This is a genomic window from Paenibacillus kribbensis (genome assembly GCF_001705305.1).
GTDB classification, from domain to species: Bacteria; Bacillota; Bacilli; order Paenibacillales; family Paenibacillaceae; genus Paenibacillus; species Paenibacillus kribbensis_B.
In genome coordinates, this window is record NZ_MCBP01000008.1 from 1 (window position 1) to 22,573 (window position 22,573).

The window sequence follows — 22,573 nt, forward strand, 5'->3', positions numbered from 1 at the left end:
GTCTTTCTTCCTTCTCCCATGCAGGATAAGGATCTATCGGGTATTAGCTACCGTTTCCGGTAGTTATCCCTGTCTTGTGGGCAGGTTGCCTACGTGTTACTCACCCGTCCGCCGCTAGGTTATTTAGAAGCAAGCTTCTAAATAATCCCGCTCGACTTGCATGTATTAGGCACGCCGCCAGCGTTCGTCCTGAGCCAGGATCAAACTCTCCATTAAAGACCAACCGAGGCTGGTTATAGAAAGAGCGATTAGCTCATGTTGAATCTGACGAGATAAAATATCTCATTGTTTGCTTCGATTTCATACAGCCTGAAGGCATGTACCAAAATCTCAGCGGTGGATTTTGCAAGCAAAATCCGTACTCACTCGTTGTTCAGTTTTCAAAGATCAAACATTCATTTCTTTTCGCCACGTTTTTCAGCAGCTATAAGATCATATCATGTTCACTTCAAAAATGCAAGGGTTATTTTTCTCTTTTTTATCAAGATCATTTTGGCCCATATTTTTTCATTTTTGAAATTGCTGTTTTGTTGTCAGCTAAAATAATATATCACAAACTCAAACAACTTAGCAAGCACTTTTTTTCATTTTTTTATTACTAGACCGAATTCCCCTTCTCCGCTTCATCAAATTCAGTTAAGGGGCTAGTTGCCCCTCGCTTTAGCTGGTGACTCCCTCCGGCTCAAATACCTCAGCAGGCCAATGTAGCTCCACCCCCTGGTGAAGGAGGCTGTTTTGAAACCGTCCCAGATGTTCTGATGATTCACTCACTTCATTTGGATATATTCCGTTAGAAAAGCAGTAAGCCGCCAGACTTCCAGCTGCTTCCCCTATGTTCCACTCTGTAGGATGCAGACGATAGCAGCCATTTGCGATTTGGGTCATCCCTATATTTTTACAGGCAGGAAGAAGATTACGTACTCTTATCGGTATAAGGGAGCCTAACGGGATTTCATAAGGATAGTTAGGGATATAAAATGTCCGTTGAGATACCGTAGTCGGATGAAGATCTAAATGATAGCTGCCAACACCTACACTGTCTACATATCGCTTGGGCCCTTCCTCTCCCCGCAGCTCACGACTTACATCAAACTCTGATATCGTATATTTAGCCTGAATCCGGCGTGACTCGCGAATATAAGCTGTTTTAGCCAGACCATCCGAGGTGCCAAGAAAATCTCCTCGTGGCCGAATTCCCGGATAGCCGAATCCTCCATCCAACCGTGGGGCTTCAGTTTGAAGCCAATAGATTAATGATTGAGTCAACTCACGCGCTCCTTCTCGATGTCTTGCCTGCTCCTGAGCGGTGACACCGATCAACGGACCGAGGTAATAATCATTTTGCGCCCAGTTTAAAAGAGTAACCTCACCATCATTTAACGGTTCGCTCCATATGGAGGGATCTACAATACGGCGATAATCCCATAAGGATACTATGCCCTGATCATTAGGAAATAATGTGAAGCGTTTTAGTTTGCTGGTATCATCTGCATCTGTCGCGAACCAGCTTAAAATTGGGAACCTCGAAAAAGAAGGGATATAATTCCTCCAGAAATCATATTGTTGCGGCCGCTCTATAATGAAGCTTTCTTGGGGAATATAATCCACAGCAGCCACATGTGTGATAGATTGCATATCCAAAGGATCAGCACACTTCAGTGCATGTGGCTCACCCGTAGCTTCTCGCGACTCCGCTCCACTCGTATGCTCCACTCCCGCCAGCGGAAGAAGATCGCCACACTCCGTCGCATCCAAATAAAACGCTCCACACAGCACGCTAACTCCACACTTATGATCAGGGCTATCGAAGGTACGAACGGTTACAGAAGTAATACAGTCCCCCTCCGTCTGAGCAGCAACGGGCACGGTGTGATAATATACACGAACACGCCCTGTATTCAGATAAGGAGCAAGCATATCTTCAAGCACCCGCAAAGCTACTCGTGGTTCATGGGCCAGACGACTGACCCAGCCGTTGCCAGGATTGAGAACGGGATCATTATGAGCTTCTTTCGTTAACGGATAGTTCTGACGGTAATAATTCCGTACACGATTTCGGAACTCACGGTATGTTGCTGTGCAGCCAAACTGTTCGATCCAACGGTGCTCATCCGGGGGAACAGCCTGTGAAGTTAGCTGTCCTCCCAACCAATCCGTTTCCTCCGTCATGATGACTCTCATGCCAGCCTTCGCTGCCGCAAGCGCTGCCGATGTCCCCCCCAGACCTCCGCCAATCACAACGATGTCGGTATCAAGCCGATTTTGCGTCATGGTTCGTTCCCCTTTCATGCTTGCGCTAAGTCTCCGTTATTTGAAAAGCAAGCCGTGCGGCACCTATAACGCCAGCGCGATTGCCGAGCAATGCCCGACTTACTTTCGTTTGAACCCCCATCAGGAACAAATGCTTTTCCAGCAAGGGCCACCAGACCTCTCCCGCGTCTGCCACTCCCCCGCCTACAATAATCACCTCAGGATCAAGCGTCACCGAAACATTAGCCAAAAGCACAGCTAAATCTGCGGTGTAGTCGTCCAGCACGCGGATGGCCTCCAGGTTACCGCGAGCGGCCTCCTGCATGATCTCGTTCCCCGAGCGGTAGAGCTTGCCCGTGTATTCCATGCCCCGCCGTATCAGGGCTGTGCCCGATACATACTGCTCGGCACAGCCTTTTTTTCCGCAATTGCAGGGAAGACCGCCCGGGAATAAAATACTGTGTCCCCAATCACCGCCGCTCCAATGAGCTCCTCTGCACAGGAGGCCATGCTCCATAAATGCACCGCCGACACCTGTACCCAGGGTGAGCATAGCCAGGCGCTGCTTGCCCTTTCCCGCTCCCTGCCACGACTCTCCAAGCAAAGCAGCGTTCGCATCATTATCAGCAATGGCGCGTACAGCCAGCTTTTCTCTGGCCCACGTTACCAAGGATGTACCTTGCCAGCCAGGCAGGTTGTCGGTGGCATACACAACTTCACCGCTCTCCACATTGACTCTGCCTGTGGTGGCAATTCCCAAAGCGTCTATACCAATATTCACGCTGGTGTCTCCAAAAGAACGCATCAGTCCAAATACCGACTCGTACACCCGCGATAACACCCATTCACGTCCACAGGAAGCGTCTGTATCCAGTCGGATTTCATCAAGTACAGCTCCATCCCGCGCCACTAGGGCGGCTTTCACCGATGTACCTCCAATGTCAATTCCAATGACTCTGTTCACAGCATCTGCCACCACAGCGTCCTCCCCATCGCCCCACAATATAAGCATTTATATAAGCCTTCTTAAGGTAGCCGCCTTGTATTTCATTCACACGTTGGTGTTGAACCGAAATACAATACTCCACATCAAAGTCTCAATAGCTGCGCTCAATAACCGCCCTCGCTGTCTTTTCCTTCATCTGCTTGGTGTGCTTGGTGCGCTTGCGTGCAAGTCCTTCACAGAGGAGGTCAATCACGAATAGCTGTGAGATTTTAGCACCAATCGAGCCGCCCTCCATCGGGGCTTCCTTGCCCGCAGTCAATAACACGATATCTGCAATAGAGGTGATTGGCGATTTTGCATAATTCGTAATGGCGATAACTGTCGCACCGTTTTGCTTGGCCTTGTGCAGCATGTCGTTCGTATCCAGCGTACTTCCCGATACACTTATGCCGATAGCCACATCCCCGCGCTTCATGGACACCGCCATCATCGACTGGATATGACCATCTGCCACAGCCTCGGCGCGCCGCCCGATTCGTAAGAAGCGGTTTTTGGCATCCTGCGCAGAAATCCCCGAAGCGCCTACACCAAAAAATTGGACATAGCACGCTTGATCGAGACACGCTATCGCGCGTCCAAGCTCTGAATGGTCCAGAAGTCCCATGCTGGAGTGCAAAATATCGAGCATGTTGTGATACACTGTGCGGGTAATATCGTGTTCATTATCGGGGTCAAAGCTTTCCCCGCCTATATCGGTTTTGCGATAAGTTTGGTTTTGTGCCAGGGACAATCGGAAATCCTGATAGCCTTTGAAACCAATCTTCCGGCAAAAACGCATGACGGTCGTTTCACCTGTGCCTGCAAAATCAGCCAGCTCCGTTACGGAGAAATAGATAATATCTGCAGGACGCTCCAGTACGCACAAGGCGACTTTTTGCTCCGATTTTGTTAATGAAGGAAAATACGTGTTAATTCTGTCGTTCATCTCCATAGATGCTTTTCACTGCCTTCCTTGCGGCATCGGCAAACCGCTGCGTAATCAATTGAGGTCTGGTAATCGCCGAGCCTACAACCACTGCATGTGCACCCAGCCGAAATGCCTCCTCTACCTGTGCCGGATCATGGATTTTGCCCTCTGCAATTAAAGGAACGGGAACCAGTTCCGACGCTCTTCGAACCAGTTCCAGATCAGGACCATCCATCTGAGCAGAGTATGGCGTATAACCGGACAATGTTGTGGATACGCAGCCTACACCAAGGGAAGCCGCATGAAGCGCCTCCTCCAATGTCGATATATCCGCCATGGAAGTTACTCCATGCTCATGGGCGTAATCTATGAGCCTCTTCAGCTTGCACCCTCCCGGGCGCGGACGCAGTGTGGCATCCAGTGCGATGATATCCGCGCCCGCCTCAACCAGTTCCTCCATCTCACGAAGAGTCGGCGTAATGTAAATATCAGAATCTTCATATTCGCGTTTAATCAAACCGATGACTGGCAGAGAAAGCGCCTGTTTAATCGCACGCACATCTGCTGCTCCGTTGGCGCGAATCGCTACGGCTCCGCCCTGCTGTGCGGCACGCGCCATTTTAACCATGGAATCCGCTCCATGCAACGGTTCGCCTGGAAGTGCCTGACAGGATACAATCAGACCATGCTGCACTTTTGATAGCACACCTTCCATTTCTATGGGGATCACCCTCTCTCCTCGGCATCATGCCGTACAGTCAATCCGACTTCAAAGGTGCGGTTCCACGGCATATAACAATCTGTTATTTTCACGCGGCCCTCCGGCCCGTTCACATACTCCTCAAGCGCCTGCTGCAGCCGCCCGCGAATAACCGCAGCAATCGAGCCCCGCTGTCCATCGAGCGTAAACTTGTTAAAGCCCATTTGTTCCACAATTCCATTATTCATAGCGGTACGCACTACAGCGCAATAACAGGCATCCTCGGCATAACGCAACGCCAGAAAATCCAGATGCTCCGCCGTAGGTCCATAGTGGGTATACAGCATCGACTGTGCGATGACGGTTCCGAGCGTATTGGAGCTTGTATTCCAGCCTGCATAGCCTGCCAGCTTAAAAAGCAGTCCTTTTTGCTTCAACAGTCTAAGCAGCTTGAGATCTGCACCATTGGCATAGCCTACATCAGCGACGGCAATGTTTTTGCCCTCATAATGCAGCATGTGAGCGCCGTATTCGACCAGCTCTACTACATTCCGATGTACATCATATCCGGCCATTGCACGCTGCTGGGATGAAGCTTCTGCCATCGTGTCGCCAGGGGTATTAGCCAATAAAATCAAATCAGCCTCCGCTGCTGAGGAAGCAATCAGCCCGCCCGCCGCCATAATCTGATATTTTAAGGTTTCATAAAAATAGCGATCCTCAAAAAGCGGAACAACGAATGCCCCTTGCAAGGCGGACAAGCGGGGATATATCAGTGGTACAGCTTGATTCGCCTGGTTAACCCAACGCGCCAGCAACGTACATCCGACCTCGTCTGCTCCTGGATACATATACACGTTTAAATCCAGACCGAGTTCGGAAATACGACTTCTTAGCTGCTGCTGATCCTTGGCGGTATAACCATAGGGGGCCGAATCATCCTGTGGAATAATCATGAAATCAATGACGCCCTCTGCCACCAGTTCCAGTGCCGCTTCATTGGCCTCCAGATTCACACGACGACGACCTAAATAATCCCCTAGTATTTCCACAGGCAAACGTTGATTGATGTTGGTTAATTCAAGCAATTCATCTGGGGTAGCGATCCCCAACTCCTGACGATGCTCAATGAAACCCTTCCTGAATATCTCACGCCCCCAATCGGCATAGTAATCCGGTTCCTCATCAGCCAAAGAATATTGTGGACAACGCATAATCAGTTGAAATGCATACAAAGTCAGCTGCGGATAAAGCTGTTTGAGCCTGCGGAGTCGATTCACCTTGTCTTCGACCTGTTCATTCGTCATTCCATGCAGACGGGAGGGTACAATCCCGCCATACAGCAACGTATCCATCGCAATAATGGCTCCATCAGCGGCGGGCGCACATTCTTCGAGCCACGTCCATAGTCTGGTCGTATCGCCGGGGGTTTTCTTTTGTCCCATCCATTCCAATGGAGGGCGCTCCATTTGCAAATCTGTGCCCTGGGCGAGTAAATAAGGAAATTCATAATTACAGGGCCGTTCATCCAGCGGTACAAAAAGCACATGGGTGTTTGACTTCACCAACACACTCCACCCCTCCTGAAAATTACTATTATACTTACGGCTATGCTCACAGTAATCATGATTTTCAGAGCAACTATGCTGCCCGTTCTCTCTCCATCGACTAAGATCTATAGATTAAGCCGATACTTGCCCGGTTCATCCTGTTTGACGTAGCCCCACTGCTCGGCAGCACGGATAGCCGGATTGCTGCCCAGTCGGGCTGTCGCCTCCAGACAAGCGGTTATGCCGCTACGCAGCTCGGCTATGATTTCGTCCTTCAACGGCGGTGGCTCTTGCCCGCCAGCCGCTGCGCTGCGTGTACCGCTCTCCCGTGACCGGGCTTCATCCTGCCGCCCGCTGCTGAGCACGGCTTGTCGCAGCACTTGCCACAGGCTCACGTCCAGTTCGGCACGATCCAGCCATGGCGCTGCCTGGGACACAAACCCGGACGCAGGAGCATCGCCCGGTATGCTCCGCAGGACATTCACGGCCTGAAGCAGCCGCTCAAAGTAAATATCCAGCGCAGGGATATCGCGCGATTGCAAGGCAAAATCCACGTCCTCGTACGTGCTGCCTCCCAGGCGGCTGTTCCTGTTTTGACGGCAGAAAAACATAAATTCCTCTGCTCGCGCCCCCGCCAGTTCACGCGCAGCCCATGCCCAAGAGAGCTCCGGCATATACCGCTCACTATTCCACATATAGTGGGCCATCGTAATAAGCGTCACTTTGGAGCACTCCCACTGATTCATCGGATTGGCTACCATCCCGGTATGTCCACACTCCGGAAGCCTGGAATACCGTCCACGCAGTGGATCGAGGAACAAGCGATCACGGTCACAATCATTTACCGGAATGTTATCCCACAGCCACAGCTCATGCCCAAAGAATGCATGATTCTCGGCAGCATGCTCACGACTAATCTGCGGGGCAAAAACAAAGTACCCTGTCCAGAACACTTTAATGTCCGGGTGCAGGCGCTCACGGAAATCCTTTTTATATTCCGTATCCCAATACGACCAGTACTCCGAAGGACAAACCGTTAGTGTAAACTCAGGCAGCCGCTCGGTCAGCCATGTATGCACCTTGTTGGTCAAAAAGACATGAGCGTGACCCGAGCGACCCAGCAAATGTCGGTTTTCCCCTTTTAGCACATAGTCAATATCATCCATTAAAACAGCAAAGTGCCGTACGCCAATAGCTATCACAGCCGCCAGCTTTTCCGTCAGCCTAACAAAATCTTCATCGCTGCCAAAGCTCAGATCATTCCCTGGACTGATACAGTAATGAAAATCAACCTCATTCCGGTCGCAGGCTTCTTTTAATTTGCGAATCTGTGCAAATGTATCCTCAGGATACGGCTCACGCCACAGCTCACGATGATACGGATCATCTTTGGGAGCATACATAAACGTGTTCATCCGATGCGCGGCCATAAAAGAGACGGCATCCAGACGATCTGCGAAGCTCCACGGCTCTCCGTAAAAGCCTTCAATAATTCCCCTGACCGGAAAAGAAGGCTCATCCCGAAGAGATATTACGGGCAGAGTACATCGCTCCTGTTCAACCCGGAGCAGGAGATGCAGGGCATCCATGCCGTATTTGAGCCCTCTTTTATTGGAAGCATGGATTTCAATCCGGCCCTCCTTCTGAATCTCCAGACGATATCCGTCTGCAACGAGCGTTCCATCATACTCCAGTGCCAGCTGCACGCTGCCTCGTGTTTCAGTCGGTACGCCCGGTCCCGGAGGCAAAATCAGCTTGATCGGCCCCTGGGGGTCCAGCACACCTTCATACTCCTGATTCATCGCAAAGCGGGAGGACAGCTCACAGACCAGACGCGGTTCAGGTACAACCAGCTGTTCTCCACTGTCATATGCATCCCGAAAATAATATTGAATCTCCTGCGGTGTGAATCCCATTGCAATCGCCTCTCCTTCCATTCACAGACTATCCGTAGTGGGAATTCCAGCCTAGCCTTTCACAGCTCCTGCCAGACCTTCCATATAGTAGCGCTGCGTAAACAGGAACAATATAATAATCGGCAGCACTGAGATCATCGTGCCCGCTGCAATCCAGCCGAAGTTATAGGCAAATTGACCATTGAGATAGGTGAGCGCAGCCGCCAGCGGGTATAGCTCCGTGTCGTTCAAAATAACGATCGGCCACAGAAAGCTGTTCCAGAACGACATGGCCTCCAGCAAAGAAATCACGGCGAGCGCCGGCTTCACCAGCGGAAGCACCAGCTGCCACCAAATTCGAAACTCCGAAGCGCCATCCATTTTGCCGGAATCACGCACATCGGTAGGAATATGAATAAACGTCTGACGCATCAGAAAAATGTTAAACACAGAGACCGCTCCGGGCAGTACCACACCCAAATAGGTGTTGCCCAGATGAAGCCCTTGAATGGTCAGATAATGCACAATAAATGCGGTATAAGAAGGAATAACCATTGTGGAAATCAGTAGCGTAAACACCAGATTTTTACCCTTAAAATGAAACACGGCCAAGGGATATCCCGTCAGACTGGCGAGCAGCACATTGAGCACAACGCCCAGCACCGTAATAATCACGGTATTCAGCATATATTTCGGAAAGTTCATAAATTGCCATACCTGAACATAATTATCAAAATCAATAAAGGTCGGGAAAATGGCGGGCGGCGATGAGAAAATGTTACGACCCGGCATGAGTGATACGCTGAGCAGCCACAGAAACGGTCCCATCAAAAAAAGAGCGAGCAACACCAGCAATACATAGATCACCGTCATCCTTACAATTCGCCCCAGTCTGCGCATGATCCGACTACTTTTGTTTCTCGGAAGGGGTGATTGTAGCTTTTGGTTATTCTGTAGACTTATCAATAGGGATTGACACCACCTTTCCTATTGAATCGGAATACGATAATACTGAGCACTGCAATCACTGCACCGACAATCAGGCCAAGCGCCGAGGCATAACCAAAGTTGAATTGCTCCATCCCTTTTTGGAAAATATACAGGCTGGAGGTCAACGTGGCCGTTCCCGGCCCACCCTTGGTCAGCACATACACTTCGTCGAATACACGAATAGCCGCCATGAGCGAAATGAGTGTGCAAAACAGAATGTAGGGCCTTAATAACGGGAGGGTAATATGAACGATCAGCTGCCAGCGGCTTGCTCCATCCACTCTGGCGGCTTCGTACAGATCTTGTGGAATGTTCTGTAAACCTGCCAGATAGAGCATCATATAATACCCGAGTCCCTTCCACATCGTGATGAACATGAGTACATACAAGGCTAAATTGCTGTCCGATAACCAGTGTATCTCTCTGCTGATTAAGCCAACCTTGATGAGCAGATAGTTCACAACGCTGTTATTGCCCAGCAGCCAGCTCCAAATTAAGGCCACGGCTACCATAGAAGTTACGACAGGAATGTAATAGGTCGTTCGAAATATTTTAATGGCCGGTATACGGCTGTTCACCAGCACGGCCATCAGGATGGAAAAAATCTGAAGAAAGGGAACAATGAGCACATACACTAATGAGTTCCAGATCGAAATGAGGAAATTGCGGTCCTTAAACGCTGCCTCGAAATTAGCGAGACCGACATAATGGGTATCCGATATGACCGAATAGTCCGTCAAGGCCAGCGGGATGCTGTAGATAATAGGCCAAAATACAAAGACGGCAAGCAACAACAGTCCCGGCGTCATAAAGGCCCAGGCCGTAAAGGATTCCGACCTCAACCATTTGATCATGCTGCATCACCACCCGTTTTTGATAAATGAACAGGGGAGTATTCACTTCACCCCCCTGCTGAGCCTACTACTTTAAAATGTCATTTACTTCCTCCTCCAAAGCAGTGAGCGTTTGCTTCGTGTCCGTTCCGTTTAATATAATATTTTGAAAAGCACGCGTAACAGCGCTGTTCACGTCCTTGGCATTAGGCACACCGACCATGTAGTCTGTCGCCTTATCCAAGCTTTGTGCAGATACCACTTTCGCCTGTGCCTCCAGTGATTGATCTGACTGTGTGAAGTACGGGTCTTTAATGGAATCCTTCGTGGAAGGCAGCGTATTAGCCGCTTTGGAAAAAGCCGTCTGGCTCTCCGCATTTGTCAGGAAAACAGCAAACTTCACCGCTTCATTCACATGAGCAGACTTGGTCGGTACGACCAGATCCATGGAGTTGGACAGTCGTACATCGGCTTTACCTGTAGGTACAGGAACAGCGATCGTGTTCTTATATACGTCCGGCGCCGCCGTTTTGATAAAATTGATAAACGTTGGGCCTGCCAGCTCGAAAGCAACCTGCTCTCCGGCATAATATTTCACTTGTTGTGCAAAATCAGCGTCTTCTTTAAGGATGACACCGTCTTCCATTTGTTTTTTTAGATTATCGATCATAGTGACCGCTTCCGGTGTATTGAACGCAGCTGCAGTCTTTTCTTTATTCAAAATCGGAATGCCATCTACAGCAAAAAGCTTGGATACAAGCTGCTGCGCATAACCTGCTTTACCTAATTTTCTGTTGACCTGGCGGCCCCATTCAGACAGCTCCTCCCGTGTTTTGGGCGGATGGGCAGGGTCCAGTCCGGCAGCCTTCACCAGCTTCGTATTCATGTAAAGCACTTCCGTGCCCGTATACCAAGGCAATGCGTAAGCCTTTCCGTTAATGACTGTGGAATTATAGATACCTTCGAAATAAGCAGCCTTCTCCTCCGGGGACAAATACTCATTCATATCAACAACAGCACCCTTGGAGCCCATTTGGCTGGCAAATTCCGTATTAAGATTGACCACATCCGGACTGCTGCCGCTAGCGATACTCGTCAACAGCTTGTTGGTCACCGCATCGTAAGGGTAGTCCTTCCAGTCAATTTTGACATCGGGGTTCTTCTGCTCATAATCGGCAATCACTCGGTTGAAATACGGGGTAAATGTGGGTTGTAGCGCAATCGTCCAAAATTGCAGTGTCACTTTCTCCCCGTTTACGTTTTCCGGTTTTGAGCTTCCGCCACCGCAGCTGCTTAGCAATACAACCAGCGCCAGCATAGATACAAGCAACCGCAACCTGCCTTTCGCTTTCTTTGTCACATGGTGACCCCCTTGTTCTTAGTTGATTAAGGTAAATTATAACAGAAATGCCGGTAGAGAAGGAACATTTTTTCAATAAAATAAATTAAGAAGGAATAATTTTTCTTGTGTTCGTTTTTCGCGTTTGGCTTATATAAGCATAAAAAAAGACGCCTCAGACAGCAGAGACGTCTTTTTTCCTTCACTGAAACCTACAGAGGGTTTAATCAAGGTTTAACTATTAATAATAAGGAGCCATGAACACGTACACAAGCACTCCGGTCAGGCTCACATACAACCAAATTGGCATAGTCCAGCGCGCAATTTTGCGGTGCTTGGCCACCTGCATGGTCCATCCCCACACAACTGTGAACAGTGCCAGCGGTACGATAATCGCAGCCAGGATACTATGGGAAATCAGCAGCGTAAAGTAGATCGGCCGAAGAATGCCCACCCCGCCATATTTTGCAGTTTCCGGCGAAATATAGTGGAAGGTCAGGTAGGAGAATAGAAATAAAACGGTACTGGCAAAGGCCAACAGAATAAAGGTTTTATGCAACTTGATGTTCTTTTTGAAAATAGCAATCAGCGCAGCCACCAAAAAAATAAAGGTGAAGCTGTTAAAAATCGCATTTAGCCTTGGGAAAATAGTGATATCGAAGCTTACACCACCCTGGTATCCGATCGGCGAAAAGAATAGCAGCAAAATAATCACGTTGGCTATAATAGAAACGGTGATAATCAAGGCTGTAAAATTACGATTGCTCGTTGGAACGTACTGCTTGTCCTCACTCGCTTTATTCATAATAAGCGTCTCCTTCGTTTAAATTCAGTTTTTTCGTTTTTTTCGTTTTCCGTCGTGGTCTTAACCATAATATATTATATAGAACACCAGGACAGCCTGTGAAGTGACAACAGTATGAACAATTTCACAGCGTCCTGTCTGAAAATGTGCTATACACCAAAAAAACACCGGAAGGTCTGATTACCTGATCCGGTGTTGTGTCGACGATTATACACCTGAGCCACGTCCATGTTCTGCAATTACTGCTGCCAAACGTCACTGTATTCCTGATGGCGCTTGAACAAGGCCAACGCATATGAGCAAGCTGGAACAACCTTTTTATGCTGATCCCTCGCCATGTCCACAACCTTGTCGATCAGCTCCTTGCCGATTTTTTGCCCTCGCAGCTGCTCCGATACAAATGTATGGTCAATGACCAAAGAGTGGCCATCTATGGATTTATAGCCTACTTCTGCAACCACCTGTCCATCCTCCACCATGACTACCGCATGATCCTCCTCACGAATTTGTCTCATGAAACCGATCCCCTTTCTGCCTGAAAAAATCCTGTGCTGGATATCATTATCATTCCCCGATTTGGGAGCCAGCGAAACATCTTATACATAAAAAAAGACCTGTCGTCGACACTACATGTATTGTAAAAAGGCTAAGGGAGGTGTTGAACTTGCGTTCAGAAATGAAGCCCGTCGTCCCGTTTGAACCCGAGCAAAGCGAAGAAATTCCTGCGGATAAAAATCTTTGGCGTTACGAAATAAAATGGGACGGCACGAGAATTTTGACGTATCACGACCATGGCAGCACGCGTCTGTTCAACCGCAAGCAGCATGAACGAACGCCTTTGTACCCGGAGCTTGCCCCTTTCTCCTCCTACTGTCGGGCAAATTCGGTCATACTGGACGGGGAAATGATCGCACTCGGCACCGATGGCAAGCCATCATTCCATGAAATCATGCGACGCGATCTGATTCGCCGAACGGATCGGATTCAAGCAGCCTATAAAGCTGTGCCCGCCACCTATATGCTGTTTGATATTGTTTATCTGAACGGGGAGTGGGTTCATCGCAGGTCGTTCCAAGAAAGGCTTGATCTGCTGCAGCAGATCATTATACCAAATGAACGGATTCAACTGGCTCCTGCCCATCCTGACGGACGAGCTCTATTCCAAGTCATGTGCAGCCAAGGTATGGAGGGCATCGTATGTAAAAGGTTGAACAGCTCATACACATTGGGTGGGCAGGACGGACGATGGATCAAGGTCAAAAATTATGGCGATATCATTGCCGTCATCGGAGGCTATACCCTGAACGGAGGCATTATTAATGCTGTACTGCTGGGTCAGTATGACAAGCAAGGAAAACTGCGATACATCGGACATGCAGGTACGGGCAAGCTGACTCGGGAAGATTGGCGTCAGCTTACCGAGCGCCTCATGCCACACACGATTTCGGAGCGACCTTTTGTCAATAAACCGGATCGTCATCAAGACGCAATTTGGGTGCAGCCCATGTATACCGCCAAGGTTCAATACAGTGAGTGGCGTTGGCAAGAAGGACGCACCCTTCGTCAGCCCTCCATACAAGCCTTTGTCAATCAAGACATTGAGCAGTGCATTGGCCCTTGGATATGACGCTTGACAGATACACTTTCAAAAAAATGCAGAATAAAGTTTGTATAAATCATTGCAACCAGTGGTTAATTAAATTACAGTTAACTAATTAACTACATCGAGGTGAATCGCATGTTCTTTTTCTTGGACTCCGAAATTCGTCAACTGGCTTATAATTTGTTTCCGAGTGGCAATAAACCGATTGGTGTTTTAGTAGATTTATTTTCCATAACATATGAAATACGTAAAAGCATGGAGAAACGCTCGCGTGAATTTGGCCTCTCCTACGGGCAATATATAGCGCTTTGTGTACTCTCTGCGCAAAGAGATGAAATGTCATCTCCCTCCACCTTGGCTGAAAAGATGGGTGTAAGCCGGGCTGCAATCAGTTCTATGGTTATTTCCCTTGAACAGGATGGATACATTAACAAGTACGATGATCCCAATGACAAACGAGGCGTATTTGTTTCCCTGAACGACAAAGGGAGAGGAAAAATTAAACAAATGGACCCTTTTTTCGTAGGACTAGCTTCACGTCTGATGTCGGACTTTAGTGAATCAGAAATTAACCAGTTTCAAACCTATTTATCTCACGTACGTTCCGCCTTTGAAGATGTTAAAGGCTACGGTCTGACAGACCCCAGAATGACGGGAGACAAATGGTATGAAGACTAAAGAAAAAATAAGCCTCCTGCTTCCACCTGCTTTGACGCAGTTAGGTTTAAGAGGCTTATTTTCATAATGGCAGCTAACACATATCGAGAGCCTAAATCGCCCCGCGTGTAGCGTGCCATCCAAATCTATGAAATTTACAGACTGTTAAAGGCGTCTGTCAATACAGGGACGATTTGCGATTTGCGGGATACAACGCCTTTCAGAACAGCTTTGTTGTCGTCCAGATGCACATTGTAGGCTTTTTCAACCGCTTGTGCCTGGCTTCCCAGCGCAATACCAATGGAATCACTGTTCACGATATCCGTTACGACGAACAGGAACAAATCCAGGTTTTTGGCTTTAATGGTTTGGGACAAGGCAGCTTCCAGTTCAGCTTGACGGGATAACACATCGTTCACGTCTACCGCGTTCACTTGTGCAATTTCTACTTTGCGTCCGTTCATCTGGAATTCCTTTGCATCCAGACTTACCAGCTGCTCAATCGTGTGACCGCTCAAATCAGCACCCGCTTTAAGCAAATCAAAACCGTAACGATCTGCATCTACACCAGCAATTTCAGCCAGCTCACGAGCAGCAGCTACGTCTTGATCGGTGCAGGTTGGGGATTTGAACAGCAGGGAATCCGAAATGATCGCCGACAACATCAAACCTGCGATTTCTTTCGGAATCGCAACACCGTTTTCCTTGTAAAGCTTGTTCAAAATGGTAGCTGTGCAGCCCACAGGTTCAGCACGGAAGTATAACGGCTGGCTTGTTTCAAAGTTAGCGATCCGGTGATGGTCGATGACTTCAGTTACCGTTACTTTGTCAATATCAACAGCACTTTGCTGGCGTTCATTATGATCAACCAGAATGACGCTGTCCGTTTCTTCAGCAACCTGCTCAACCAGACGCGGTGCGCTCACTTTGAAATAATCCAGTGCATACTGCGTTTCCCCGTTTACCTCACCCAGACGAACCGGCTCTACGTCCGCACCCAGTTTGGTTTTCAAATGTGCATAAGCAATAGCTGAGCAAATGGTATCCGTATCCGGATTTTTATGCCCGAAAATCAACGTTTTTGCCAACATAATCGACTCCTTTGCGTTAAGCATTTTACATGATTGTGAAACCTCTACAATTCCAATGCAGATTATATCATTAAATCTCGCATTCTCCCATTCCCCTTCGAACGATTTCAAAAATAATCTAGTAAATTCATAACATTTCCATGGAATATATACATGAAGTCTCCCTTATTTTCTCTAGAAATATAAAAAACATATAGTAATATATCCCACCAATATGGTAAGATATGCCTCAAAACTGGCAAGTTAGTCACCAGTGGTCAATTCTATTATTTTAGTTACTAAGGGAGGCGTAAGAACAGCGATAGTGGCTTCAAATCCTAGTATGTAGACATATCATATTTTGATTGAAAAGAGGGAAATCTTTGAAAAAGCCGATCGTTTTGAGAAAGATACCTGTCGTATCACTCGCTCTTGCCTTGACTGTAAGCTTGTCTCTGCCGTCCATCAGCTCTGCTGCTACCGCAGACCTGCAAACCGGTTCGTTTTTGAAAGCCCAGGAAGCATTGACAGTCGAGGCAGCTCCGGCCTTCATCTCGCCAGAGCTGAGCACAGACTCTTCCCGTCAGGTCAGAGTCATCGTGCAACTGGATGGCGACCCCATAGCCGTAGACAAGTACGCCGCACGGTCAGTCGCCCGAGCCTTCACTGCCCAATCTGAGCAGAAAGCGGAATCCGCTATTGACACGGAACAAACCGCATTCGTGGACAAAGCCGCAGAACACGGTATTTCTCTTCAGGTGAATTACCAATACAACACGGTGCTTAATGGCTTGGAGGTCACGCTGCCAGCCAATAAAATTCCTGAACTGGCTAAACTGCCAGGCGTAAAATCCATTCACGAAAACAAAACATATTATTCTATCCCCGTACAGGACCCACCAACACTTACAGCCAATGAAGCAACCTATGACAATGCACCATTGGACCAAATTGGTGTTCCCGAAGCCTGGGCAAAAGGATTAACAGGTGAAGGAATCAAGGTCGGGGTTATTGATACCGGTGTCGATTATGAGCATCCGGATTTGAAAGCGGCTTACAAGGGTGGATATGACTCTTTTGAGCAGGATAACGATCCTTACGAGGAACCGTTACTTGATAAAGAGAACGACCCATATGGCACAGGTTTTGCCGGAACAACACACGGTACTCACGTCTCCGGTACAATTGCTGGTCAAGCAGCGAATAAAACCTCGGAAATTGTGCAAAAGGGGATTGCCTATAAATCGGACTTATACGTTTATAAAGTGCTTGGACGCAACGCCAAGACAGGTCGTTCCTCCGGTTCCTCCGCACAGGTCATTGACGGTATTGAGCGCGCTGTCAAAGACGGCATGAACGTTATTAACCTGTCACTCGGCTCCGATTCCGAAAAGGACCCGAACTCCCCGGACTCCATTGCCATCAATAATGCCGTACTTTCCGGCGTAGTTGCAGTCGTTGCGAATGGTAATGCTGCGCAGGATGGCCCATATTTCTATTCGATGGGTTCCCCTGCAACATCCCAGTTGGCAATTTCCGTCGGTGCAGCAACTTCTCCGAGCCATAGCTACTCTAATAGAGCATCGGTTAATCTTGCTACCTATGGAAATGATGGAAAGCTGATGACAGTTACATCGGATACCTATTACAATCTTAACACGATGAGTTGGCAAACGTTTCATGAGGATTTCGCTTCCATTTTAGGAACAGCGCCATTGGAATTAGTATATGCCAATTTGGGGTATCCGGATGATTTCACTTCTAAAAATGTACAAGGTAAGGTTGTAATCGTATCACGTGGCGCCTTGGGCTTCGTAGACAAAATCGCGAACGCACAACAAAATGGTGCGAAGGCTATTATTATTTTTAATGGTCAAGCGAAATTTGACGACAGCACTCAAGCCAATCTGAACGAATCTATCCCTAGTTACGACGGTTACATTAATTCAAATCAAGGTGACGGCGTGGATTACATCCCTACCTTTGACATGACAGGAAAGGAAGGCCGGGCGCTGGCAAGACAAATCATTGAAAGCCAAAACAGCAAACAGAAATTCTTTATCAGTTTTGGAAAAGATTATATTCGCACAGATAATGCAGGCAATACCATGGCCGCATTCAGCTCCCGCGGACCAAACGGAGATAAGTTGCTTAGTATCAAGCCGGATGTGAGCGCACCGGGTGTTGGCATTTTGTCAACCTATCCTGCCTTCGCCAAGTTCTACCCGGATGCTTCTTATGAGCATGCTTACAAACGCAGCAACGGAACCAGTATGGCCTCTCCCCATGTGGCCGGACTTGCTGTGCTGCTGAAGCAGCAGCATCCAAACTGGACACCTTTCGATATCCGTGCTGCTCTCGCAAATACTTCGGTTACACTTTTTGATGAGGATAAGATCCAATATGATGTGTATTCCCAAGGTGCAGGCCTTGTAAACATCGCAAATGCGATTCAGACGCCAGCCCTGCTGGAAACTGTCGAAAATATTACGATTCTCGATAAAAACTTTAATCGGAAGGAGGTTGTGAATTACAATCCTTCCGCCAGCTTCGGGGTGATGCGACCAGGTAGTGATGCGAAGCAAATTCAGCTTCAGCTCAAAAATTTGTCCGCTAGCCCTGTGCAATATGAAGCCAGCTACATTTTGCATAAGAATGTAACCTCTGATCCTACTAAACCCATCGCCACACCTGACGTGAGCAACATTGCCGTGCAGCTGCAAGGTGTCGGCGCGAATGGCGCAATCTCGGCGGAACCAGGTAAATCCCAGCCGTTCTTCCTGTCTGTACAGCCCAATTTGAGTGCAACGACAGGTGTATATGAAGGGGAAGTTATTCTGAAAAGCGCCGGACTGCCAACACTGCATCTGCCATTCGTCGTTCATGTCGGCAAAGAAAATCCGGCAACAGGCTTCGGCTTGCAGGATCTGAGCATCAACAACCCGATTATTTATCCAAATCGAACAACTACTCAACGCTCAGCAGATCTTACTTTCCGCCTGACTACGGACAAAACGAACCAGATCGGACTTTATATATATGGTTTGGATGATAAGCTAATCGGTCAGATCAACGGAATTACAACTACCAAGGAGCAAGGAACGAACGCCCGCCTCAAACAAGGCGCATACTCCTTCAATAATATCGATGGAAGCTACGTTGAATTTGATTCCAATGGAATGCCTGTTCTGGACGCTAGCGGTCAGCTCGCCATTCAGCATTTGAAGGACGGCGTGTACAAGCTGGAAGTAAGTGCTCCTGAACTGAATGCAAAAGGCGAAGTTGAGTTCAATACAAACGGCCCTAAATTCTTCACCGCTATGATATCTATCCGAGTGGATAATACTTCTTCCGGCAGTAGCGGCGGCGGAGGTGGTGGTGGCGGCAGAAGCAATACGACACCTTCTGCTGCATCCAATACATCCACTCCTGTCGCTACATCTGCTCCTTCACTTCAAACTGTAGTGAAGCAAGGACAGGCTGTCAAAGCTGTGACTACAGCCGTTGCGGTCAACAATAATGTACAATCGCTAACAGTAACCGATGCAGACTTGCAGGCTGCCGTCACGGCAGCAGGCTCCAGCCCAACAGCTATCATACTGTCTGCTACTAGCCAGGCAGGCCAAACAACCAAAGCAGCGCTCACTTCCGCACAGCTGGCAACGCTGGGCAAGGCTCCAGCAGGAAGCAGCCTGATTGTAAGCAATACAGGTTCTTCCCTGGCTTTACCAATATCCGCTCTGAAAAATGCTCCTGCAGGTGCAGGCATTGAAGTGGTTATCAGTAGCCAGGCGCAGGATAGCAGTACATTTACAGGTAAGCTGAAAGGCTCGACTGTGATCGGTGTACCGGTAGGGTTCGAAGCTAACGTTGTTACTGGCGGCAAGAGTCAACCACTCAAAGTTGCTCCAGGGCAGTTTATTACCCGTTCCTTTACCGTACCTGGACAAATTGATTCGAATACAGCCGGTGTGCTCTATACGGCGAACGGAAATGTCTATCCGGTTCCATCCGTCTTTACCAAGCAGGCAGATGGGTCTACCGTTGTCAAGGTAAGCCGTCCGGGCTTCTCGACGTATGCGGCAGCGACGCGTCCTGTTAGCTTCGAAGACATTTCAACATCGTATGCCCAATCTGAAATTCAATCATTAGCGAACAAGCTGCTGATTAACGGCACAACTGATACAACTTTCTCACCAAAGAAAAACGTGACACGTGCAGAATTTGCAGCTCTGGTAACCCGGGCACTTGGCCTGACACCAGGCACTGCTGCGCCATTCAGCGATATTCCTGCAGGTAGCTGGTATACCGGCGATGTGGCGGCTGCTTATGAAGCCGGATTGATTACAGGCCGCAACGGCGACAAGTTTGATCCGAACGCTAATATCAGTCGTCAGGAAATTGCTGTCATACTGGGCAAAGCTATAGACCTGCTTCAAATTAAAGCTGCCGTCGATGGCCCTGCACGTACACCGTATCATGATGCTTCATCCTTTGCAGGCTATGCCAAGGACAGCATTGAAAAAGTGAGTGCAGCAGGTATTATCAACGGAGAAACGATTCAAAACTCCTCCTACTTCAAGCCGAATGCACCTACAACACGTGAGGCATCCGCCAAAGTGCTGCATGTGCTTTTACAAAAAGCTGCACTGATTAACTAACAACTTAAAAGCCTCCCGAGCCGTGTAACAAGTAAAGCTGCGGTCCGGGGGGCTTTTTTTATGTTGCGCCACCATGTGCGATACTATACCGTTCCTGCTAAAGGCAGCGTTACTTTGAATACACTACCGACTCCCAGTGTACTTTCGGCTGTGATGTTTCCGCCGTGCGCTTCCACGATAGACTCTGTAATAGCCAAGCCAAGCCCCGCTCCACCCGAGCTGCGTGTACGTGATTCATCTCCACGATAAAATCGCTCAAATATCCGCTCCAGCTGTTCTTGACTCATGCCTGGTCCGTTATCACGAATTTGGATATCTGCCAACTTCTTGCTGGCGGACAAATTTACATGGATCACACCGTTTTCCAGGTCCGTATGCTGAACAGCATTGTGAAACAGATTGAGCACCACCTGCTTGATTTTATCCCCCTCTGCCAGCACCCGTACACTTGCCGTCATATCAAAAACCACTTTACGTGTGCCTGCCAGCATGAGAAGCTGTGGTTTCATTTCCAGCAGCAGCCCATCCAGCGATATGCATTCCAGCTTCAACTCCGGCGTTCGGTCCAGCTTAGCCAGCAACAGTAAGTCAGAGACAAGCTTATTCATCCGCTTGGATTCCCCATACATACTTTCTAGTGCGGACTGAAGCTGCTTGGGATTGGCTGCCGCCCCGCGAAGCAATACCTCCAAAAAGCCGTGGATCGACGTGAGCGGGGTGCGTAGCTCATGAGAAGCATCCGCTATGAATCGTCTCATCTGCATCTGCAATTCCCGCTCAGCAGCAAATGAATGCTCCAGCCGTTCCAGCATTCCATTAAATGAAACCGCCAAGCGATCCACTTCATACTGGCCCTGCTCAGCGTCAAAGCGTTCGTCCAGATTGCCGGCATCAATACGTTTGACCGCCTCAACCATCCGCGAAAGGGGCACCAACGTACGGCGCAGTACAGGAAGCATGAGGGCCAGACCAATCGCAAGCGCAATCAGTGACAATAAAATAAAAGTACGGAGCTGATTAATCAGCTGCTCTTGCATGGAAGTCGTGGATACGCCCATTTGAAGCAAACCTGACGAGCGGTCAGGTGGACCAAGCGGGCGGAACACAACCAGTTGCTCATTCCCTTGAGCATCCGTGATCAATTGATAGCCATGACGCATGCGCTTGTCCTGCTGCATCGCTTGATACTGCTCAGTGGTGAGACGCGGTGGGTTAAGTCCGTTTTCACTGGACAAGTTCTGGAAGGTTCCATCTGTGGCTATAGCCGCGAGCGACATATCCGGCCAAAACAGAAACGGCCCCGGTCGACTATCCCTTCGATTGTTTCCTCCCTGGGGAGCAACACCCCCGCTCTGCTCTTGCGAGTCCCTAATCAATAAATCAGCAGGAATGGAGTTTAACTGCGTTCCCATAGCATCTGCACGACTCCGATACAAAAAATCTTTCATCAGAAAATATTGTAGAAAGCCGATCAATACGAGCATCAGAGCCAAAATAAGCAATGTTCTGGCTAAAAGCTGGGACCGGAGAGAACGAAGTCCATATTTGCCCCGATGTTTGCCCCCCGCCTTCATAGCAGATCCACACGGTATCCCACACCGCGCAGCGTACGAATGACCCGATGCTCCTTGTCTTTAAGTTTTTCACGCAACGAGCGAATATACACCTCAACAATATTATCCTCGCCCCCAAAATCGTACCCCCATACCCGGTCCAGAATACGGCTTTTACTCAAAACAATACCGTGGTTCAGCACAAGAAACTTCAATAGTTCATATTCGGTAGGCGACAGCTCCAGCACCTGACTCTGATAGCGAATCTCCTTGCGGCGATCATCCACTTGAAAGGGTCCGTGAACCACTTCCCCCAGCAGATCGGGAAACTGGTTGCGCAAACGCGCTTCAATGCGAGCCAGCAGCTCATTAAAGCTAAAAGGCTTTACAACATAATCATCCGCGCCGAGTTTTAAGCCTTTCACCCGATCATCCACATCATCCTTGGCTGTCAGCATAATGACCGCGATATTATCCTCCGTCTCCTTGAGACTTTGACATACCTCGAAGCCGTTCATTTCAGGCATCATGACATCCAGTACGGCTACATGCGGACGAAACTCTCTTGCCAGGTCAACCGCATCACTCCCATTCTCGGCGGTTCTGACTTCATATCCTTCATTAATTAGTCCAAGCTCTAAAAATTGCAAAATATGAGGCTCATCGTCGGCCAGCATAATTTTAACTCCGTGTATTGGTTTCATGGTTAATCTTCCCTTTCATAACATGGCATTTTTTCCCCTATAAAAAGTCG

Annotated in this window: 17 protein-coding genes and 1 rRNA gene; 3 read left to right on the forward strand and 15 right to left on the reverse strand. The window is 48.6% G+C overall.

Annotated elements, in window-relative coordinates:
* From BAZ21_RS15380 to BAZ21_RS15435, 12 genes are all read right to left on the reverse strand, one after another.
* A 16S ribosomal RNA gene (locus BAZ21_RS15380) occupies window positions 1–216 on the reverse strand; the annotation flags it as partial.
* 444 nt (window positions 217–660) lie between these two features.
* Window positions 661–2,271: an FAD-dependent oxidoreductase gene (locus tag BAZ21_RS15385; RefSeq protein ID WP_068502351.1), complete on the reverse strand. Its 1,611-nt coding sequence runs from the start codon at window positions 2,269–2,271 to the stop codon at window positions 661–663.
* A 25-nt stretch (window positions 2,272–2,296) separates the two neighbouring features.
* Window positions 2,297–3,262 carry an ROK family protein gene (locus BAZ21_RS15390; protein WP_068502354.1) on the reverse strand — a complete coding sequence of 322 codons (966 nt, stop codon included), beginning with the start codon at window positions 3,260–3,262 and terminating at the stop codon, window positions 2,297–2,299.
* 85 nt (window positions 3,263–3,347) lie between these two features.
* Window positions 3,348–4,187, reverse strand: a complete 840-nt coding sequence (locus BAZ21_RS15395) for a MurR/RpiR family transcriptional regulator (RefSeq protein ID WP_068502355.1) — start codon at window positions 4,185–4,187, stop codon at window positions 3,348–3,350.
* Complete coding sequence (locus BAZ21_RS15400; protein WP_084011714.1) at window positions 4,165–4,884, reverse strand: N-acetylmannosamine-6-phosphate 2-epimerase; 720 nt, start codon at window positions 4,882–4,884, stop codon at window positions 4,165–4,167. Before BAZ21_RS15400 ends, BAZ21_RS15395 begins: the two co-directional genes overlap by 23 nt.
* 5 nt (window positions 4,885–4,889) lie before the next feature.
* Window positions 4,890–6,431, reverse strand: a complete 1,542-nt coding sequence (locus tag BAZ21_RS15405; RefSeq protein WP_068502933.1) for a DUF4127 family protein — start codon at window positions 6,429–6,431, stop codon at window positions 4,890–4,892.
* A 107-nt stretch (window positions 6,432–6,538) separates the two neighbouring features.
* Window positions 6,539–8,329 carry a protein O-GlcNAcase gene (locus BAZ21_RS15410; RefSeq protein WP_068502356.1) on the reverse strand — a complete coding sequence of 597 codons (1,791 nt, stop codon included), beginning with the start codon at window positions 8,327–8,329 and terminating at the stop codon, window positions 6,539–6,541.
* A 51-nt stretch (window positions 8,330–8,380) separates the two neighbouring features.
* Entirely contained in the window at window positions 8,381–9,271 is an 891-nt protein-coding gene (locus BAZ21_RS15415) for a carbohydrate ABC transporter permease (protein ID WP_068502936.1), read from the reverse strand.
* Window positions 9,271–10,152, reverse strand: coding sequence for a carbohydrate ABC transporter permease (locus BAZ21_RS15420; protein ID WP_068502357.1), 882 nt, complete (start codon window positions 10,150–10,152; stop codon window positions 9,271–9,273). Before BAZ21_RS15420 ends, BAZ21_RS15415 begins: the two co-directional genes overlap by 1 nt.
* A gap of 67 nt (window positions 10,153–10,219) precedes the next feature.
* On the reverse strand, window positions 10,220–11,491 hold the full coding sequence (locus BAZ21_RS15425; RefSeq protein ID WP_068502358.1) for an ABC transporter substrate-binding protein: 1,272 nt from the start codon (window positions 11,489–11,491) through the stop codon (window positions 10,220–10,222).
* A 220-nt stretch (window positions 11,492–11,711) separates the two neighbouring features.
* Window positions 11,712–12,275: a DUF420 domain-containing protein gene (locus tag BAZ21_RS15430; RefSeq protein WP_068502363.1), complete on the reverse strand. Its 564-nt coding sequence runs from the start codon at window positions 12,273–12,275 to the stop codon at window positions 11,712–11,714.
* Window positions 12,276–12,514: 239 nt separating this feature from the next.
* Complete coding sequence (locus BAZ21_RS15435) at window positions 12,515–12,790, reverse strand: GNAT family N-acetyltransferase (protein ID WP_068502373.1); 276 nt, start codon at window positions 12,788–12,790, stop codon at window positions 12,515–12,517.
* Window positions 12,791–12,951: 161 nt separating this feature from the next.
* Here BAZ21_RS15435 and BAZ21_RS15440 point away from each other — a divergent pair, with 161 nt between their 5' ends.
* Both BAZ21_RS15440 and BAZ21_RS15445 read left to right on the forward strand, forming a co-directional pair.
* Window positions 12,952–13,902, forward strand: coding sequence for an ATP-dependent DNA ligase (locus tag BAZ21_RS15440; RefSeq protein WP_068502939.1), 951 nt, complete (start codon window positions 12,952–12,954; stop codon window positions 13,900–13,902).
* Between the two features lie 111 nt (window positions 13,903–14,013).
* Window positions 14,014–14,556 (forward strand): MarR family winged helix-turn-helix transcriptional regulator, encoded by a 543-nt coding sequence (locus BAZ21_RS15445; RefSeq protein ID WP_068502375.1) that lies wholly within the window; start codon window positions 14,014–14,016, stop codon window positions 14,554–14,556.
* A gap of 134 nt (window positions 14,557–14,690) precedes the next feature.
* Here BAZ21_RS15445 and BAZ21_RS15450 read toward each other — a convergent pair whose 3' ends face one another.
* The gene (locus tag BAZ21_RS15450; RefSeq protein WP_305119340.1) at window positions 14,691–15,626 is read right to left on the reverse strand and encodes a manganese-dependent inorganic pyrophosphatase; all 936 of its coding nucleotides are present in this window, start codon (window positions 15,624–15,626) and stop codon (window positions 14,691–14,693) included.
* 362 nt (window positions 15,627–15,988) lie between these two features.
* Between BAZ21_RS15450 and BAZ21_RS15455 the strand changes: the two genes are divergently transcribed.
* A complete protein-coding gene (locus tag BAZ21_RS15455) occupies window positions 15,989–20,266 on the forward strand; it encodes a S8 family serine peptidase (RefSeq protein WP_068502377.1) in 4,278 nt (1,425 codons plus the stop codon).
* Between the two features lie 83 nt (window positions 20,267–20,349).
* Here BAZ21_RS15455 and BAZ21_RS15460 read toward each other — a convergent pair whose 3' ends face one another.
* Both BAZ21_RS15460 and BAZ21_RS15465 read right to left on the reverse strand, forming a co-directional pair.
* Window positions 20,350–21,840, reverse strand: coding sequence for a sensor histidine kinase (locus BAZ21_RS15460; RefSeq protein WP_068502379.1), 1,491 nt, complete (start codon window positions 21,838–21,840; stop codon window positions 20,350–20,352).
* Entirely contained in the window at window positions 21,837–22,523 is a 687-nt protein-coding gene (locus BAZ21_RS15465) for a response regulator transcription factor (protein WP_068502380.1), read from the reverse strand. Before BAZ21_RS15465 ends, BAZ21_RS15460 begins: the two co-directional genes overlap by 4 nt.
* Window positions 22,524–22,573: the final 50 nt, after the last annotated feature.